Annotated in this window: 15 protein-coding genes; 9 read left to right on the top strand and 6 right to left on the bottom strand. The window is 67.1% G+C overall.

Going from position 1 to position 17,411, the window contains the following annotated elements; genetic code table 11:
• Window positions 1-303 precede the first annotated feature (303 nt).
• Entirely contained in the window at window positions 304-1,716 is a 1,413-nt protein-coding gene (locus ACT535_RS22870; protein WP_476366156.1) for a pyridoxal phosphate-dependent decarboxylase family protein, read from the top strand.
• On the opposite strand, the gene ACT535_RS22865 is transcribed toward ACT535_RS22870, so the two are convergent.
• Entirely contained in the window at window positions 1,705-2,355 is a 651-nt protein-coding gene (locus ACT535_RS22865; RefSeq protein ID WP_476366155.1) for a DUF6456 domain-containing protein, read from the bottom strand. The genes ACT535_RS22870 and ACT535_RS22865 overlap by 12 nt on opposite strands.
• Window positions 2,288-2,557: a helix-turn-helix domain-containing protein gene (locus ACT535_RS22860; RefSeq protein WP_168457238.1), complete on the bottom strand. Its 270-nt coding sequence runs from the start codon at window positions 2,555-2,557 to the stop codon at window positions 2,288-2,290. Before ACT535_RS22860 ends, ACT535_RS22865 begins: the two co-directional genes overlap by 68 nt.
• A 338-nt stretch (window positions 2,558-2,895) precedes the next feature.
• On the opposite strand from ACT535_RS22860, the gene ACT535_RS22855 reads away from it, so the two are divergent.
• A complete protein-coding gene (locus tag ACT535_RS22855; protein ID WP_476366154.1) occupies window positions 2,896-3,201 on the top strand; it encodes a hypothetical protein in 306 nt (101 codons plus the stop codon).
• On the opposite strand, the gene cysK is transcribed toward ACT535_RS22855, so the two are convergent.
• From cysK to coaBC, 4 genes are all read right to left on the bottom strand, one after another.
• A complete protein-coding gene (gene cysK / locus ACT535_RS22850) occupies window positions 3,168-4,151 on the bottom strand; it encodes a cysteine synthase A (protein ID WP_168457239.1) in 984 nt (327 codons plus the stop codon). The two genes, ACT535_RS22855 and cysK, sit on opposite strands and share 34 nt — an antisense overlap.
• Window positions 4,152-4,357: 206 nt before the next feature.
• The gene (locus ACT535_RS22845; RefSeq protein ID WP_024281083.1) at window positions 4,358-4,798 is read right to left on the bottom strand and encodes an RrF2 family transcriptional regulator; all 441 of its coding nucleotides are present in this window, start codon (window positions 4,796-4,798) and stop codon (window positions 4,358-4,360) included.
• Window positions 4,799-4,872: 74 nt separating this feature from the next.
• Complete coding sequence (gene dut, locus ACT535_RS22840) at window positions 4,873-5,337, bottom strand: dUTP diphosphatase (protein WP_476366153.1); 465 nt, start codon at window positions 5,335-5,337, stop codon at window positions 4,873-4,875.
• Window positions 5,334-6,551 carry a bifunctional phosphopantothenoylcysteine decarboxylase/phosphopantothenate--cysteine ligase CoaBC gene (gene coaBC, locus ACT535_RS22835; RefSeq protein WP_476366267.1) on the bottom strand — a complete coding sequence of 406 codons (1,218 nt, stop codon included), beginning with the start codon at window positions 6,549-6,551 and terminating at the stop codon, window positions 5,334-5,336. The genes dut and coaBC overlap by 4 nt, the downstream gene beginning before the upstream one ends.
• A 295-nt stretch (window positions 6,552-6,846) precedes the next feature.
• Here coaBC and ACT535_RS22830 point away from each other — a divergent pair, with 295 nt between their 5' ends.
• From ACT535_RS22830 to ACT535_RS22800, 7 genes are all read left to right on the top strand, one after another.
• Window positions 6,847-9,231: a putative bifunctional diguanylate cyclase/phosphodiesterase gene (locus tag ACT535_RS22830; RefSeq protein WP_476366152.1), complete on the top strand. Its 2,385-nt coding sequence runs from the start codon at window positions 6,847-6,849 to the stop codon at window positions 9,229-9,231.
• 332 nt (window positions 9,232-9,563) lie between these two features.
• A complete protein-coding gene (nifA, locus tag ACT535_RS22825) occupies window positions 9,564-11,342 on the top strand; it encodes a nif-specific transcriptional activator NifA (protein WP_476366151.1) in 1,779 nt (592 codons plus the stop codon).
• A 286-nt stretch (window positions 11,343-11,628) separates the two neighbouring features.
• Complete coding sequence (locus tag ACT535_RS22820) at window positions 11,629-11,823, top strand: 4Fe-4S binding protein (RefSeq protein WP_029555939.1); 195 nt, start codon at window positions 11,629-11,631, stop codon at window positions 11,821-11,823.
• Between the two features lie 175 nt (window positions 11,824-11,998).
• The gene (gene sufB, locus ACT535_RS22815) at window positions 11,999-13,483 is read left to right on the top strand and encodes a Fe-S cluster assembly protein SufB (RefSeq protein ID WP_476366150.1); all 1,485 of its coding nucleotides are present in this window, start codon (window positions 11,999-12,001) and stop codon (window positions 13,481-13,483) included.
• Between the two features lie 60 nt (window positions 13,484-13,543).
• Window positions 13,544-14,305: a Fe-S cluster assembly ATPase SufC gene (gene sufC, locus ACT535_RS22810; RefSeq protein WP_168457244.1), complete on the top strand. Its 762-nt coding sequence runs from the start codon at window positions 13,544-13,546 to the stop codon at window positions 14,303-14,305.
• Window positions 14,305-15,648, top strand: a complete 1,344-nt coding sequence (sufD, locus tag ACT535_RS22805) for a Fe-S cluster assembly protein SufD (protein WP_476366149.1) — start codon at window positions 14,305-14,307, stop codon at window positions 15,646-15,648. The genes sufC and sufD overlap by 1 nt, the downstream gene beginning before the upstream one ends.
• Window positions 15,649-15,651: 3 nt before the next feature.
• Complete coding sequence (locus tag ACT535_RS22800; protein WP_168457246.1) at window positions 15,652-16,902, top strand: cysteine desulfurase; 1,251 nt, start codon at window positions 15,652-15,654, stop codon at window positions 16,900-16,902.
• Window positions 16,903-17,411 lie beyond the last annotated feature (509 nt).

Genomic DNA, 17,411 nt, shown 5'->3' with positions numbered 1-17,411 from the left:
GCGGGCCTCGTTCTTGCGTCGCACCTTGGTACGCGTCTCTGCGTCTTTCGGGCGCGTCTTGGGTCGTCTCTGTGGTCTTCGCGGGCTCCGCGTCGGCGGGGCGGCCGCCTGCGTCCGGAGCGTTCGCGCCGTCTTAGTGCGGCGGAGCCTCCGGGGAAAGCCCTTTCCCTAGAGACACTAGCATGGAGAAGGGCTGCTACCGGACACGAAGCCGGGAGGGCAAGCCGTCCCGCTCAAGCTGTCGCGTTTGCCACCGCGGTGAAGTCGGCTATGTCCCCCCTCGGGTAGTGACGAGGACCGAAGATGGACGGGGACACCTTCCGCCACTGGGCGCACGAGGCGGCGACCTTCGCGGCGGACTATCGCGAGACGCTGCGGGATCAGCCCGTGCGCGCCCGCACGAAGCCCGGCGAGATCGCGGCCCAGCTTCCGGAAAGCCCGCCGGAAGAGGCAGAGCCTATGGATGCGCTGTTCGCCGATTTCCGCCGCATCATCGTGCCCGGCATGACCCATTGGCAGCACCCGCGCTTCTTCGCCTACTTCCCCGCAAACGCCAGCCCCGCCAGCGTGATCGCGGAGATGCTCTCCTCGGCCATGGGCGCGCAGTGCCTGCTCTGGCAGACCTCCCCCGCCGCCACCGAGCTGGAAGGCGTGGCGCTGGACTGGCTGCGTCAGGCGGTGGGCCTGCCGGCGGATTTCACCGGGGTGATCCAGGATTCGGCTTCCTCCGCGACCCTTTGCGCCTTCCTCACCATGCGGGAGCGGGCCCTCGGCTTCACCGGCAACGCCACCGGCCTGTCGGGCCGGGAGCGGCTGCGCGTCTATGCCTCAGCGGAAGTCCATACCTCCATCGACCGGGCGGCGTGGGTGTCGGGCATCGGCCACGACAACCTCATCCGGATACCGACGACCGGGCCGCTGCGGGGGATGGACCCGGCCGCTCTGGAGGCCGCCATCGCCGCCGACCGCGCCGCCGGGCACCGGCCGGCCGGACTCGTGCTGTGCATCGGTGGAACCGGCACCGGCGCCATGGATTCGGCACCTGAACTCACCCGAATCGCGCACCGGCATGGCCTGTTTGTCCATGTCGATGCCGCATGGGCGGGGACCGCGATGATCTGCCCGGAGTTCCGGGATCTGTGGGCGGGGGTGGAGGCGGCGGACAGCATCGTGCTCAATCCGCACAAATGGCTGGGGGTGCAGTTCGATTGCTCCGCCCATTACATCAGGAGCGTGGACGACCACCTGCGCACCCTGTCCATCCAGCCGGAGTACCTGAAGACCCACGGCCACGACGACATCACCAATTACAGCGAATGGACGGTCCAGCTCGGCCGCCGCTTCCGCGCGCTGAAGCTCTGGTTTGTCCTGCGTGCGCATGGACTTAACGGGCTTCGGGAGATGATGCGCAACCATGTGCGCTGGTCGCAGGGGCTCGCAGTTCGGCTCGCGCAGGAGCCCGGCTTCTCGCTGGCGAGCACGCCGGTGCTCTCCCTCTTCACCTTCCGCCACGACCCCGGCGACGGGCGCGATCTCGACGCCCACATGCTGGCGATGCTGACCGCCATCAACGACGGCGGCACCCTCTATCTCACCCCCACCCGGATCGACGGGCATCTGGCCATCCGCTTCCAGGCGGGGGCGATGGAGACGACGGAAGGCGACGTGGACGCCGCCTTCCAGATCATCTCCGACACGGCCAAGTCATTGTCCTGACTGCGTTTCGGCTTCCGCTACCTTGGGCGCCTGCCAGGCACGGGTCGGCGCGCGGTCGCGTCCGGTCGCTGTGGCCGAGAGACCATAGTGGGCGGCGAGGCGGTCGAGGGCGAGGCAGAGCACCACCTTGGCGGTGCGTGCCGGCCATCCCCGCTCCCGCTCCACCGTCTCCAACCCCTTGAGAAAGCAGCAGACGTCCAGCAGAACGCCGGACAATTCCGGCCCCACCGCCGTGAGCGCGCGGGTGACCCGGAGCTTGGCCGCCAGCACCATGTCCGTGAAGGCTTCCGGCGTGCCGGCCCCCGACACCTCGCTCCAGCGGCTGGTGACGCGGGGTGTCAGATTGGCCCGGGTGAAATCAGCCCTCAGCCGTTCCCCCGCCTGCAATTGCGCCGCGTCCACCATGGCGCGGCCGTCCTTGCCGTGCCGCCGCGCCAGCCACGCAAGGGGGCTTTCCGCCGGATTGAAGCCCGGCGCGTCCGCCGCCGGCCTTCCAGCCGACCGCCGCTGCCCTCGGCTAGAAGGTATTGATTTTACAGGCGATTGATGTGCCGGTCCGGTCGTTGCCATGTCACGCCTCCGCCGCCCAGCGCAGACAGGATTCCAGCCGGCCGACCTTCTGGTCGAAGGCCGCGGCATCCCGCAATTCCTCGATCCGCCGGCAGGCGTGGGCGACCGTCGAACGATCCCGGCCGAAGGCCGCCGCCACCGCCGCCTGCGGCAGCCCCAGCCCCACGTGGGCGAGATACATGGCGAGCTGCCGCGCGAGGGCGACGGGTGCGGTCGAGCGTTTGTGCGCCAGCAGGGCTTCTACCGTCATTCCCGCATCGGCCGCAGCCATCGCGACGGCCAGATGGCAGCAGGGTTTCAGCCCGGGCCGGGGATACCCGCGCGGGGCGCGGACAGAGGCGGAAGGGCGGGAGACCGAGGGGGCGGCGGCGGGCAAGGGGCTCATGGGGAACGCTCACTGTAGGTAAAAATTCCTACATCAATCATCCGCTCTTGCAAGAGGAGGCGGATAGAACGTGCAACCCCCGTTTGTATCGTATCGACGGAAAACTGAATAAAAACAGACAACTACGCCGCCAGTCGCGCGGCATGCTCAAGCTCGCGAAATAGGAATTTATCCTCCTATCGCCCGCGCCGCTCCAGCATCGGCCGGGATCTGGAGGAACCGGCATGGCTGGTCGAAATGGGAAGGACAGGCGGGCGCACGCCTTCGCGGCGGAGGCGGCCGATGCGCAGGTGGGGCGGTTGATGCGGGGGCTGGAGGTGTTCTGCGAGGGGCCGGCGGGCATCGCCCGCGCCCTGCGTCATGCCCGAAAGGCGGCGCGGGCCGGTGGCGCCGGCTATGACCCGGCGCGCCATGCCGCGCTGCTGCGGCTCCAGCGGCTTGGGCAGAAAGCAGATTTCGCCCGCACCCCGGCCGGTGCCGGGGCGCGGGCAGAGGCTCAGAGGCCTTCGAACAGCGCGGTGGAGAGGTAGCGCTCGGCGAAGGAGGGGACGATGGCGACGATGGTCTTGCCGGCCATGTCGTCCCGCGCCGCCAGTTCCAGCGCGGCCGCCACGGCGGCGCCGGAGGAGATGCCGCCGGGAATGCCTTCGTAGCGGGCGAGGGCACGGGCGGTGTCGAAGGCGGTCTGGTTGCCCACCGTCACCACCTCGTCGATGATCGAGCGGTCGAGCACCTCCGGCACGAAGCCGGCGCCGATGCCCTGGATCTTGTGGGGGCCGGGAGGGCCGCCGGAGAGCACCGGGGAATCCTCCGGCTCCACCGCGATCATCTTGAGCGAGGCCTTGCGGGGCTTCAGCACCTGGCCGATGCCGGTGATGGTGCCGCCGGTGCCGACGCCGGCCACCACGGCGTCCACCTTGCCGTTGGTGTCGTTCCAGATCTCCTCGGCCGTGGTGCGACGGTGCACCTCGGGGTTTGCCTTGTTCTTGAACTGCTGGGGCATCACCGCCTTCGGCGTTTCGGCGATGATCTGCTCGGCGCGCGCCACGGCGCCCTTCATGCCGAGGTTGGCGGGGGTCAGCACCAGCTCGGCGCCGAGCAGGGTGAGCATCTTGCGGCGCTCAATGGACATGCTCTCGGGCATGACCAGGATGAGCCGGTAGCCCCGGGCGGCCGCGACGAAGGCAAGGGCGATGCCGGTGTTGCCCGAGGTCGGCTCCACGAGAACCGTGTCGGCATCGAGCACGCCGGCCTGTTCCATCGCGTCGATCATGGCGACGCCGATGCGGTCCTTCACGCTGTTGATGGGATTGAAGAATTCGAGCTTGGCGAGGATGTCCGCCTTGGCTCCGCGCAGTTCGGGCAGCCGCTTGAGCCGCACCAGCGGCGTGTTGCCGATGGTCTCGGTGATGGAATCATAGACCCGACCCCGGCCCACGAGGGGGGCGGAGGACACGATCTTGGCGGCAGGTTGTGCCATGGGCGATCTCCTTCTTGTCTCGTCTCGTGTGCTGCGGGCGGGCCGTGGGGTCCGGGTGCGCCGGTGCAGCTTCGGGCAGCTTGGTCGGGGATGATCCTCGAAGGCGGGGAGCGCTCTTCCCCGAAGGGGAACTCTCGCGCGCTGAAATAGACCTCTTTTCTGCCTCCGGGTCGATCCCGGATCGGCGGTCCGGCCGGAGGCCGGTCTCAGATGGCGAAGTCGATCCTCTCATGCTCGGAGCCGTGGCCCTTGTCGTCGGCGGCGCGGCAGAGGTCTTCCAGCGTCACGCCATCAAGGGCGGTGTCGAACGTGTCCTCGGCCGCGGCCACGGCCGGCTGCACCACTTCCGTCACCAGCGGCGGCAGGATGATCTCCTTCTCCTCCTCGGCGCCCTCGACCACCCGCACGATCTCGGCCACGGACACCCGGCGGCGTTCCCGCGCCAGCTCGTAGCCGCCGCGCGGGCCGCGCACGCCCTTCAGGACGCCGGCATGGACGAGGGCCTGCAGCACCGGCTCCAGCCGGCGGGGGGGAAGTCCGTGGCGGGCGGCCAGGGCCTTGGCGGCAACCGGCGCGCCGCGGGCGTGGACGGCCACATCCACCACGGCGGCGATGGCGAGGAGGCTCTTGTCGGAAAGGCGCGGCATCGGAGGAACGGCTTCCTTTAAGGACGGGCTTCTCGAAGGGCGAGGTTGCTCCCTGCCGTCCACCGACGGCTAAATCACGTGGAACCGAGGCCTGTTGATCCAAAACCACCGGAACCGCGTGCAGTTTGGCTCAATTCTCCGATTTCTTCCAGCATTATTTGAACCACGGGCGCCACCACGATCTGCGCGATCCGCATGCCCCGGCTGATTTCCACGCTGTCACGCCCATGGTTGACGAGCAGGACGGCGATCTCTCCCCGGTAATCGCAATCCACGGTGCCCGGTGCATTCAACACCGTAACACCGTGGTTCTTGGCGAGGCCCGAGCGCGGCCGCACCTGCGCCTCGTAGCCGTCCGGCAAGGCGATGGCGAAGCCGGTGGGGATGGCGGAGCGGTCACCCGGCGCCAGCAGAAGCGGCGCGTCGGCCGGCAGGGCGCAGGCGAGGTCCATGCCGGCGGCGCCGGGGGTCGCGTAGGCGGGCAACGGCAGGCCGGCGGCATGGGGCAGGCGCTGGATCTTCACAGGGGGCGGTGTCACGGATGGGTTCCCGAGAGTTCATCGGCGATGCGGGTGACGAGGTGGCGGGCGACCTCGGCCTTGGTGGCCGAGGGCCAATCCTCCACGCCGGCGGCGGTGACGAGGTGCACGGTGTTGCTGTCGCCGCCCATGATGCCGGTGGCGGGGGACACGTCATTGGCGACGATCCAGTCGCAGCCCTTGCGCAGGCGCTTGTCCCGCGCATGCGCCACCACTTGTTCAGTCTCCGCCGCGAAACCGACCACCAGGCGCGGGCGCAGGGTGTGGTGGCGCGAGACCGAGGCGAGAATGTCGGGATTCTCCACCAGCGTCAGGGTGGGCGCGCCGCCACCGTCCTTCTTGATCTTCTGCTCCGAAGCGTCGGCCACCCGCCAGTCGGCGACTGCCGCGGCGAAGACGGCGGCGTCCACGGGCAGATTCTCTTCCACCGCCGCCAGCATGTCGCGGGCGCTCTCCACGTGGATCACCCGCACGCCCGTGGGGTCCGGAACTTCGGCCGGGCCGGAGACCAGCACGACCTCGGCTCCGGCGGCGCGGGCCGCGGCGGCGATCGCATGGCCCTGCTTTCCGGAGGAGCGGTTGGCGATATAGCGCACCGGGTCGATGGGCTCATGGGTCGGACCCGAGGTGACGAGGATCCGGCGGCCGGCGAGCCGCCGGGACGCGCCTTCGCCGAAATGCGCCTCGATGGCGGCGAGGATCTCCATCGGCTCCGCCATGCGGCCCTCCCCGAACTCGCCGCGCTCGGCCATGGCGCCCGAATTGGGGCCCACCACCGTGATGCCGTCGGCCCTTAACTGGGCCACGTTCCGGCGTGTGGCGGGATGCGCCCACATGCGCGGATTCATGGCCGGGGCCACGAGCACCGGCTTGTCGGTGGCGAGAAGGCAGGTGGTGGCGAGGTCGTCGGCAAGGCCGTGCGCCATGCGGGCGAGCAGGTCGGCGGTGGCCGGCGCCACCACGAGAAGGTCCGCCTCGCGCGAGAGGCGGATGTGGCCGATGTCATGCTCGGCGGTGAGATCGAACAGGTCGGTGAACACACGCTCGCCGGTGATCGCGCCCACCGAAAGCGGCGTCACGAATCGCCCGGCCGCCTCGGTCATGATGGCGCGGACCGTAGCGCCGCGCTCCTTCAGGCGGCGCGCCAGATCGAGGCACTTGTATGCGGCAATGCCCCCTCCGATGAGGAGGAGGATGCGCTTGTCCTTCAGCATCTGCGGCTCCATTGGCGTCGTCCTGTCGCAGTACAGCACGCCGTGGCCGCCATGCAACGCGCCCGGCCCGCGAGCGGGATCGGGAGCGAGACGGGGGTGCGAATCGCAATTCTGCAGCCCAGAGTAGTTTTCGGGTGTATCGCTACCCGAAATTACATTTCCAGCGCCTGCGGCCTGTCGAGCCATGGGGCTGTAAAGAACGTGCGAAGAAAATCGTGGCCGGCGGTACGATTACGCCCCGTCCGCCCGTGCCGCGTGCTGGCGCCGCGCGGAACTGGCCATTAGAATCCGCCACATGAGAGGTATCACGGGCCAGGTCGGAAACTCGGACGGGGCTGGAGGCGCGGAAGACGTTCGTCTTCGCGCATTCGGCGGCGAGTTCGTCGACGGGGCCGTGGAGCAGCAATTTAGGGTCGCCTGCCTCGAAGAGGCGCGGCGCCACGGGCGTTTCCTGTTCGCCGCCTCGGTCATCCTCAATGCCTTGTTCCTGATGAGCGACTGGCGTTTCGCCGGAACCGCGCATTTCGTGGTGGCGGTCAGCGCGCGTTTCGCGGTCGTCGCGTTGTCGCTGCTCTGCCTGGTGGCGGTGCAGATTGCCACGACGCCGGGGCGAATGACCGCCATCTACCTCGTCTGGCTCTGGGGCATATCGGCAGCCATTGCGGTGCTGGTGAGTTCGCACAGCGACCTTGCCCTGTTCGTGGTGATGCTGCTGCCAACGGTCTTCTACCTGGCGGTGCCCATCCCGTTCGGCTGGCTTGTGTCCGGCGGGTTCGGGGCCAGTGCCCTGCTGCTCTTCGGCTATCTCGACCGTTCGACGGGCTGGCAGATGGGGGTGGGCCTCGCCCTCGCGGTGGCGGTGCTCAACACCATGCTGGCTCTCATCGCGGCCCGCGCCAACCGGACGGAGCGGCGCTTCTGGTCGGTGGTGCGTGCCGAGCGCGAGGCCAACGAGAAACTCCGGGCCAGCGAGGACATCCTGGAGAACACGTTCCAGGCGGTGCCGATTCCGCTGGTCGTCGCGCGATTGGACGACGGCCGGCACATCAAGTCCAACGAGGCCGCGCGCCGCTTCTACGGCGGGACGCTCGACCTGCCCGACGGTGGTGGCCTGTGCGACGCCGCGCTCGGGGGCAAGGATGCCCACGCCCTTCGCGATCGCCTGCGCCGCGACGGCATCGCCACCGAGTTTGAAACCACGGTGACGCTCGCCGACGGGGAGGAGCGGCAGGTCGTGCTGGCCGCCGCGGTGACACCCTCCGGCCCCTCGCCCAATCTCGTCGCGGCCCTGGTGGACGTCACCGACCGCCGCGCCGCAGAACGCCAGGCGCGCTATGCGGCAAGCCACGATGCCCTGACCGGCCTGCCCAACCGTGCCGCCTTCCACGAGGGACTGGAGGCCGCGCTCGCCCGCCGCAAGCCGGGGCAGGGCATCTGCGTGCTGCTCATGGACCTCGACGGGCTCAAGGACGTCAACGACACCCTCGGCCACGATGCGGGCGACGCCGTGCTCATGGAGACGGCGCACCGGCTCGACGCCCTCATCGACCAGCCGGCGCTGATCGCGCGGCTCGGGGGCGACGAGTTCGTCTGCGCCGTCGAGGGGCCGGACCCGGTCGGGCTCGGCCGCCGCCTTGCCCAGAGCGTCCTCGCCGAGCTGCGCCGGCCGCTGCTGCATGCGGGCCGGCATTTCTCCACGCGGGCGAGCATCGGCATCGCCGCCTGTCCCGAGCATGATTGTAGCTACGGCGAGCTGATGAAGGACGCCGACCTCGCGCTCTATGCCGCCAAGCAGCAGGGGCGCAACCGCGTGGTCGTCTATGCCCCGGCCATGCGCCAGGCCGTGCTGGAACGGGTGGCGCTGAACCGGGCCATGATCGGCGCCCTCGCCGACGACGAGATCGTGCCCTACTACCAGCCCAAGGTTTCGCTCACCACGGGGCGCCTCGCCGGGGTGGAGGCGCTGGTGCGCTGGCGGCGCTCGCCGCACAGCATCCTCTCGCCCTCCGCCTTCGAGGCGGCGCTGTCGGACCCCGAACTCGCGGTGCTGATCGGCGAGCGCATGGTGCGCCGGGTGGCGAGCGACGTGCGCGGTTGGATCGAGCTTGGCTACGACTGCGGGCGTGTCGCCATCAACCTCGCGCCCGCCCAGTTCACCAACCGCGACCTCGCGCCCACCCTGTTGCGCCAGTTCCATGCCGCGGGCGTCGAGCCGTCGCATTTCGACGTGGAGATCACCGAAACCGTCTTCCTCGGGCGCAGCTCCGACCACGTGGCGCCGATCCTGGACGAACTGAACCGCGCCGGCGTGCGCGTCGCGCTCGATGATTTCGGCACCGGCTACGCCGGCCTCATCCATCTCAAGCAATTGCCCATCGACACCATCAAGATCGACCAGAGCTTTGTGAAGGACATCGAGCGCGACGCCTTCGACACCGCCATCGTCTGTGCGGTGATCGAGCTGGGCCGCAAACTCGGCATGCGGGTGGTGGCCGAAGGCCTCGAGACTGCCGGCCAAGCCCGCTTCCTGCGCGACAACGGCTGCGAGCTGGCGCAGGGCTTCCTCTTTTTCCGGCCCCTGGCCGCGCCGGAGATGACCGACCTTTTGCGGGCCGAGCGCCCGGACACCGCCGCCGCCCGCCTTGCCCTGTTTACAGGGGCGCCGATCGCGCAGGCGTGAGCGCGGTGGCGGGCCGTGGGTGGCAGGTCACGCTGCACTGCGAAAGGCAGTCTGCGGAAAGTTGCGGCAAGTAGAGGCGGCATGATTTCGCGCCGCGAAATCTTTTTGCCGGCGACGTGGCCAATTCGTCCCTTCTCAGACAATCCAAGGCGAAGCGGACGCCGGAAATGGCCAAGTTGTCGCAGCAAATGCGACAATTGCCAGGGGCGTGCCCAAACAAGCATCAAATCTTGCCCTCACCTTGGGCACGACATGCGAATGAAACTAAATCAAAGTGTCGCTAATCATACAAAATGGGTGGGGACGGTGCCTGGGGTGATGGAGAGAGCACCATGGTTCATCAGGAAGCGTTGCAAATCGAGCGCGAGCAGCCTCGATCTCATGTGCCCCTCGTTTCACTGAGCGACGTGGCTCTGACCGGGATCTACGAGATCTCGAAGATTCTGACGGCCCCGAATCGCCTCGAGACCACGCTTTCCAGCGTTGTTAATCTTCTGTCGTCCTTCATGCAGATGCGCCATGGCGTGATTTCGCTGCTGGAAGATGACGGCATTCCCGACATCACGGTCGGCGGCGGTTGGAACGAAGGCACCGATGCGCGTTATCGCGCGCGTCTGCCAGAAAAGGCCATCGGTCAGGTGATCGCGACCGCCGTGCCGCTGATTGCCGAGAACGTCGCCTCCCACCCGGCCTTCAGCGAGGCCGACGCGCAGGCGCTCGGCGCCAGCGAGGACACCCGCGTGTCCTTCATCGGCGTGCCGATCCGCGTCGCTTCCCGGGTGATCGGAACGCTGACCATCGACCGCGTGTGGGACGGCCGCTCCGTCTTCCGGCTCGATTCGGATGTGCGTTTCCTCACCATGGTGGCGAACCTCATCGGCCAGACGGTCCAGCTTCATCGCGTCGTCTCGCGTGACCGCGAGCGGCTGATGGCGGAAAGCGGCCGCCTGCAGAAGGAATTGTCTGAGCTGAAGCCGTCGAGCGCCGGCCGCGAGCGCAAGCGCGTCTATGTGGATGGCATCATCGGCGACAGCCGCGAGATCCGCGGCCTGCTCGACAAGATCATGATCGTCGCCAAGTCCCATTCGCCGGTGCTGCTGCGCGGCGAATCGGGTACCGGCAAGGAACTGATCGCCAAGGCGATCCATGAGCTTTCGCCCCGCGCCAAGGGACCCTTCATCAAGCTGAACTGCGCCGCGCTGCCCGAATCCGTTCTGGAATCCGAGCTGTTCGGCCATGAGAAGGGCGCCTTCACCGGTGCGGTGGGCGCCCGCAAGGGCCGCTTCGAGCTGGCTGATAAGGGCACGCTCTTCCTCGACGAGATCGGCGAGATTTCCCCCGCCTTCCAGGCGAAGCTGCTGCGTGTGCTGCAGGAGCAGGAATTCGAGCGGGTCGGCGGCAGCCACACCCTGAAGGTGAATGTGCGCGTCGTCGCCGCCACCAACAAGAACCTCGAAGAGGCGGTGGCGAAGAACGAGTTCCGCGCCGATCTATACTACCGCATCAGCGTCATCCCCGTGATCGTGCCCTCTTTGCGCGACCGGCGCGGCGACATCCCGCTCCTGGCCAACGAGTTCCTCGACCGCTTCAATCGCGAGAACGGCCGCGACCTGCACTTCAATCAGGACGCCATGGACGTGCTGATGGGCTGCGGCTTCCCCGGCAATGTGCGTGAGCTGGAGAATTGCGTGCAGCGGACGGCGACCCTCGCGCAGGGCGGCAACATCGTCGGCGATGATTTCGCCTGCCGTCACAACGAATGCCTGTCGGCGCTCCTGTGGCGCAGCCCGGCCGATGCCCCGCAGACGCGCCGCCCGATGGACATTCCCCTGCCGGTGATGCCGCCGCTTTCCCCGATCAGCGGCGAGGCGGCCAATTCCAACACTGTGCCGCGCCTGCCGCCGCTGACCGTTCCGGTTCCTGCGCCGGCGCCGGCAGTGCCGGTGCGCGCCGCGATCCCGGATGAGGACTTGTCCGAGCGCGAGCGGCTGGTGGACGCCATGGAGCGCGCCGGCTGGGTGCAGGCCAAGGCCGCACGTCTGCTCGGCCTCACGCCCCGCCAGATCGGCTACGCCCTGAAGAAGCACGACATCGAAATCAAGCGCTTCTGATCGGCCTGGGTCGCCGTCAGCGGCCTTTGGCATCTCAACCGACGTCGGCCCTCTCCGCACCGCGGGGAGGGCTTTTTCGTGCCCGCTGCCATTCCCCGGCGATCAGGCGGGGCGAACCCGGGCGAGGCTGTCGGGCTGTCGCACTTGCGACACCGTGTCGGGTGAACGACAGCGGGGCAGGTCTTCGAACAGAAAGAATAACAATTAAAAATCAATCATTTGCCCGATGGCACGGTGCTTGAAAGAGGCTTTGCGCCTGCCAATCTGCACAGTGCGGAGCTAGCCCATGGCCTACAAGATCGTCGCGTCCCAGTGCACCGTCTGCGGTGCCTGCGAGTTCGAATGCCCGAATGCTGCCATCAGCCTCAAGCGGGACATGTATGTGATCGACCCCAAGAAGTGCACGGAGTGCGAGGGGCATTTCGACAAGCCCCAGTGCGCCGTGGTTTGCCCGGTGGAGAATACCTGCGTTCCGGCATGATGCCCGGCGGCGCCGCGGTGGGGATGTCGGCACGATCGGCTCCGCTCGGAGCCATCCCTGCTGGTCCCGGCGGGTATTCCCTCCACTGATACGAGATCGGAGCCGTTCGGGCTCCGCTCCCCACCCCCGCGCGCGGCGCCCGGCGCCGCAGCCTGACAGTTGAACGGAGGGCCCGATGGCGGCCGTACAGGACACAGTCGAACAGGTTCGCTCCATCGACGTCGACCAGTACAAATACGGATTCGAGACGCAGATCGAATCCGAAAAGGCGCCGAAGGGCCTTTCGGAAGAGGTCATCCGCTTCATCTCGGCCAAGAAGGAAGAGCCGGAGTGGATGCTGCAGTGGCGCCTCGACGCCTATGCCCGCTGGCTCACGATGCAGGAGCCGGAGTGGGCGCGCGTCAGCTACCCGCCCATCGATTATCAGGACCTCTATTATTATTCGCAGCCGAAGAAGTTCAAGGCGCCGAAGTCCCTCGATGAGGTCGATCCGGAAATCCTGAAGACTTACGAGAAGCTGGGCATCCCGTTGCGCGAGCAGGAAATCCTGGCCGGCGTGGAAATTCCCGAGGGCGAGCGGCCGAAGATCGCCGTGGACGCGGTGTTCGACAGCGTCTCGGTGGCCACCACCTTCAAGGAGGAGCTGAAGGCCGCCGGCGTGATCTTCATGCCTATCTCGGAGGCCCTGCGCGAGCATCCCGATCTGGTGAAGCAGTATTTGGGCAGCGTGGTGCCGTCGACCGACAATTATTACGCGACGCTGAACCAGGCGGTGTTCTCGGACGGATCCTTCGTCTACATCCCGCCGGGCGTGCGCTGCCCGATGGAGCTCAGCACCTACTTCCGCATCAACGAGAAGAATACGGGCCAGTTCGAGCGCACTCTCATCATCGCCGACAAGGGCTCGTACGTTTCCTATCTCGAAGGCTGCACCGCGCCCATGCGCGACGAGAACCAGCTGCACGCCGCCGTGGTGGAACTGGTCGCCCTCGATGATGCCGAGATCAAGTATTCCACCGTCCAGAACTGGTACCCCGGCGATGCCGAGGGCAAGGGCGGCATCTACAATTTCGTGACCAAGCGCGGCGACTGCCGCGGCAAGAATTCCAAGATTTCCTGGACGCAGGTGGAAACCGGCTCGGCCATCACCTGGAAGTATCCGAGCTGCGTGCTGCGCGGCGAAGGTTCTTCCGGCGAGTTCTACTCCATCGCCATTTCCAACGGCCGCCAGCAGGTGGATTCCGGCACCAAGATGATCCATCTCGGCAAGAACACCACGAGCCGGATCATCTCCAAGGGCATCTCCGCGGGCAAGTCCAACAACACCTATCGCGGGCTGGTGTCGGCTCATCGCAAGGCGGCCGGAGCGCGAAATTTCACGAACTGCGACTCGCTTCTCATTGGCGACCTGTGCGGTGCGCACACCGTGCCGTACATCGAGGCGAAGAACCCCACGGCGCAGTTCGAGCACGAGGCGACGACCTCGAAGATCTCGGAAGACATGCTGTTTTACTGCATGCAGCGCGGTCTCTCGCAGGAAGATGCCGTGGCGCTCGTGGTGAACGGCTTCGTTCGCGATGTGCTCCAGCAGCTTCCCATGGAGTTCGCCGTCGAGGCGCAGAAGCTTATCTCCATCAGCCTGGAAGGCAGCGTCGGCTGACGCCTTCCATCCTTTTTTCAGGTCGCGTCGCCGGGCAACAATAACCAGAGGATCTTCACCATGGCTCCCCTTCTCGAAATCAAGGACCTCCATGCCGAGATCGCTGGGGGGCGCAAGATCATCAACGGGATGAACCTCACCATCAATCCCGGTGAGGTCCACGCCATCATGGGGCCGAACGGCGCCGGCAAGTCCACCCTCTCCTATGTTCTCTCCGGAAAGCCGGGCTACGAGATCACCGGGGGCGAGGTCATCTTCCGGGGCGTGAACCTGCTCGATCTGTCACCGGACGAGCGCGCCGCGCAGGGCCTGTTCCTCTGCTTCCAGTATCCGCTGGAAATCCCCGGCGTCTCCAACATGGCGTTCCTGCACACGGCGGTGAACAGCCAGCGCAAGAAGCGCGGCGAGGTGGAGCTGACCTCCCCCGAGCTGGTGCGCAAGGTGCGCGAGCTGGGCAAGCAGCTCGGCATCGACACCGAAATGCTGAAGCGCCCGGTGAATGTCGGCTTCTCCGGTGGCGAGAAGAAGCGCAACGAGACCCTGCAGATGATGCTGCTGGAGCCCTATTTCTGCGTGCTGGACGAGGCGGATTCCGGCCTCGACATCGACGCGCTCAAAGTGGTCTCCAACGGCGTGAACGCCCTGCGTTCGCCCGAGCGCTCCATGCTGGTCATCACCCACTATCAGCGCCTGCTCGACTATATCGTGCCGGACGTGGTGCACGTGTTCAACGCCGGCCGCATCGTCCACACCGGCGGCAAGGAGCTGGCGCTGGAGCTGGAAGCCACCGGCTACGCCCAGTACCAGAGCGAGGCGGCGTGATGGCCACGGCAGCCCCGGCAATCATCCGTCCCATGAAGACCGGCGCCGAACTGGCGCTAGCCGAGACCTTCGCCGCCGTGCGCGCCAGCCTGCCGGGCGGCCCCGAAGTCGCAGCCCAGCGGACCGCGGCTTTCGACACCTTCGCGGATGCCGGCCTGCCGCACCGCCGGGTGGAAAGCTGGAAATATACCGACCTGCGCGCCCTGATGCGCGATGCGAAGCCGCTGGCGCCGCTGCCGGACGCGGATGCCAAGGCGAAGGCGGTGGCCGCAGGCAGCCTGTTCTCCACGCTTGGCTTTCGCCGCCTCGTGGTGGTGAACGGCGCCTTCGTGCCGGAGCTGTCCGATCTCGCGGATCTGGAGGCCGGCCTTGCCATCACCTCCATGGCCGATGCTCTGGCCGATCCCGCGGGCCTTCCGGCGATCCATCTCGGCCGCACCGTCGTCTCGTCGGATGCCGTGCTTGCCCTCAACACCGCGCTCATGGGCGATGGCGTTGTGGTGCATGTGACCGCCGGCGCGTCGATCGCGCGGCCGGTGGAGCTGGTGTTCGTGACCACGGCGGAGACGCCGGTCGCCGCCTTCACCCGCTCGCTGGTGGTGGTGGAAGATGGCGCCAGCCTCACCCTTGTTGAGAGCCACGAGGGGCCTGCGGGCGTCGCCTATCAGGTCAATACGGCACTGGAGCTGGTGGTGGGCGCTGGCGCGACCTTCGAGCGCGTCAAGGTGACGACCGAGGGCAGCGACGCCGTGCATCTCGCGACGATGCTGGCGAAGGTGGAGGCGGATGCGACCTTCTCCAACACCTTCTTCACCACCGGCGGCGCCGTGGTGCGCAACCAGCTCCTCGTGCATCTCGCGGGCGAGAACGTGAAGGCGCACATGGGCGGCGTGAGCTTGCTCGCGGGCAAGCAGCACGCCGACACCATGCTCTCCGTCGATCATGCCGCGCCCGCCGGCGAGAGCCGCGAATCCTTCCGCGCGGTGCTGGACGGCGCCTCACAGGACATCTTCCAGGGCAAGATCGCCGTGCGCCAGGCGGCGCAAAAGACCGATGCGCGCATGCTCAGCCGCGCGCTGCTGCTGACCGAGACGGCGGAATCCTGCAACAAGCCCGAGCTGGAGATCTTCGCCGACGACGTGCAGTGCGGCCACGGCTGCACCACCGGCACGCTCGACCAGCAGATCAAGTTCTACCTCATGGCCCGCGGCATTCCCGCCAAGGAGGCTGAGGCGCTCCTCATCCAGGCCTTCGTCGGCGAGGTGATCGACGCCATCGGCGAGGAGGGCATCCGCACCGCCCTTGCCGAGGCGACGCGCGCCTGGCTGCTGGGACGGGAGTGAACCATGACCGCCCTTCACCCCGCGGTCTCGAACGGCTCCTACGATGTGATGCGCGTGCGCGAGGATTTCCCGATCCTCGACCTGAAGGTCAACGGCAAGCCGCTGGTCTATCTCGACAACGGCGCCTCGGCGCAGAAGCCGAAGGCGGTGCTCGACCGCATCCAGCAGGTCTACACCTCCGAATATGCCAACGTGCATCGTGGCCTGCACTATCTCGCCAATGCCGCGACCGAGGCCTATGAGGGCGGCCGCCACGCGGTGCAGCGTTTCCTCAATGCCGCGCGGCCGGAAGAGATCATCTTCACCCGCAGTGCGACGGAGGCGATCAACCTCGTCGCCGCCACCTTCGGCAAGGCCCGGATCAAGGAGGGCGACGAGATCGTCCTCTCGATCATGGAGCACCACGCCAACATCGTGCCGTGGCACTTCCTGCGCGAGAACCAGGGCGCGGTGCTGAAGTGGGCGCCGGTGGACGACGAGGGCAACTTTCTCCTCGACGAATTCGAGAAGCTGCTCACGGACCGCACCAAGCTCGTCGCCATCACCCAGATGTCCAACGTGCTGGGCACCACCGTTCCGGTGAAGGAGGTGGTCAAGATCGCCCACGCGCGCGGCATCCCCGTGCTGGTGGACGGCTCGCAGGGCGCGGTCCATCTCGATGTGGACGTGCAGGACATCGACTGCGACTTCTACATCATCACCGGCCACAAGCTGTATGGCCCCACGGGCATCGGCGCGCTCTACGGCAAGTATGAGCACCTTGAGGCCATGCCGCCTTTCAACGGCGGCGGTGAGATGATCCGGGTGGTCCGGCAGGATTCGGTCACCTACGGCGACCCGCCCCACCGGTTCGAGGCGGGCACGCCGGCCATCGTCCAGGCCGCGGGTCTCGGTGCTGCGCTGGACTACATCCAGTCCATCGGCAAGGCGCGCATCCGCGCCCACGAGAACGAGCTGTGCCGCTACGCGCAGGAGCGGCTGGGCGAGCTGAACTCGGTTCGTATCATCGGCACGGCCAAGGAGAAGGGCGCCATCATCTCGTTCGAGATTGCCGGTGCCCATGCCCACGACTTTGCGACCCTGATCGACAATGACGGCATCGCCGTCCGCGCGGGTACCCACTGCGCCATGCCGCTGCTGGAGCGGTTCGGCGTCGCTGCCACCTGCCGCGCCTCGTTCGGCCTCTACAATACCCGCGAGGAAGTGGACCGCTTCGTCGCGGCGCTGAGCAAGGCGCAGGAGCTGATCGGCTGACGCCGGCGCGAGACCTCTCAGTCCTGAGAAAAACGGGCCGGCATCGCCGGCCCGTTTTTCGTCGGCTGTGCCCCTCGAAGGGGAGGGTCGAAAACGCGACAGGCCGGCGGGACCAGTCATTGTCGGGTTTCGACAGGCTCGATCGCCGGCTCGGGAGTGTCCTGTTTCAAACAGCCCTAAACTGGCATGTCAGCCGCAAAGCCCGTGTGTCGGGTTTTGAACACGCCTGATGTGCCGCAGCAAGTTATTGTTATTACGAGAAAAAATCTCCCGCAAATCGCTGGCACAGTCGTTGCTATTCCTCTGTCAGGCGCCAGGCTGCTGGCTGGTGGGCTCCGGAAGGGCCCCGTCCGCATCCGCGCCTGAGTGCAACGTCCCCGGACCGACGCGCGTGCTGCGCACCGGTTTGGAGACCACCGAATCCTCGTTTGAAGGTTCGAAGGAGAGCAAGATGGCTTCGCTGCGACAGATCGCGTTTTACGGCAAGGGTGGCATCGGCAAGTCCACCA

Source organism: Xanthobacter sp. DMC12, assembly GCF_056314105.1.
This window is presented reverse-complemented; position numbering and strand designations above follow the sequence as displayed.

What these genes read in the sequence shown, in the direction of transcription:
- ACT535_RS22870 (WP_476366156.1), top strand. Translation starts at nt 304, where the DNA reads ATGGACGGGGACACCTTCCGCCACTGGGCGCACGAGGCGGCGACCTTC.
- ACT535_RS22865 (WP_476366155.1), bottom strand. Translation starts at nt 2,355, where the DNA reads ATGCCGCGGCCTTCGACCAGAAGGTCGGCCGGCTGGAATCCTGTCTGC.
- ACT535_RS22860 (WP_168457238.1), bottom strand. Translation starts at nt 2,557, where the DNA reads ATGGCTGCGGCCGATGCGGGAATGACGGTAGAAGCCCTGCTGGCGCAC.
- ACT535_RS22855 (WP_476366154.1), top strand. Translation starts at nt 2,896, where the DNA reads ATGGCTGGTCGAAATGGGAAGGACAGGCGGGCGCACGCCTTCGCGGCG.
- cysK (WP_168457239.1), bottom strand. Translation starts at nt 4,151, where the DNA reads ATGGCACAACCTGCCGCCAAGATCGTGTCCTCCGCCCCCCTCGTGGGC.
- ACT535_RS22845 (WP_024281083.1), bottom strand. Translation starts at nt 4,798, where the DNA reads ATGCCGCGCCTTTCCGACAAGAGCCTCCTCGCCATCGCCGCCGTGGTG.
- coaBC (WP_476366267.1), bottom strand. Translation starts at nt 6,551, where the DNA reads ATGCTGAAGGACAAGCGCATCCTCCTCCTCATCGGAGGGGGCATTGCC.
- ACT535_RS22830 (WP_476366152.1), top strand. Translation starts at nt 6,847, where the DNA reads ATGAGAGGTATCACGGGCCAGGTCGGAAACTCGGACGGGGCTGGAGGC.
- nifA (WP_476366151.1), top strand. Translation starts at nt 9,564, where the DNA reads ATGGTTCATCAGGAAGCGTTGCAAATCGAGCGCGAGCAGCCTCGATCT.
- ACT535_RS22820 (WP_029555939.1), top strand. Translation starts at nt 11,629, where the DNA reads ATGGCCTACAAGATCGTCGCGTCCCAGTGCACCGTCTGCGGTGCCTGC.
- sufB (WP_476366150.1), top strand. Translation starts at nt 11,999, where the DNA reads ATGGCGGCCGTACAGGACACAGTCGAACAGGTTCGCTCCATCGACGTC.
- sufC (WP_168457244.1), top strand. Translation starts at nt 13,544, where the DNA reads ATGGCTCCCCTTCTCGAAATCAAGGACCTCCATGCCGAGATCGCTGGG.
- sufD (WP_476366149.1), top strand. Translation starts at nt 14,305, where the DNA reads ATGGCCACGGCAGCCCCGGCAATCATCCGTCCCATGAAGACCGGCGCC.
- ACT535_RS22800 (WP_168457246.1), top strand. Translation starts at nt 15,652, where the DNA reads ATGACCGCCCTTCACCCCGCGGTCTCGAACGGCTCCTACGATGTGATG.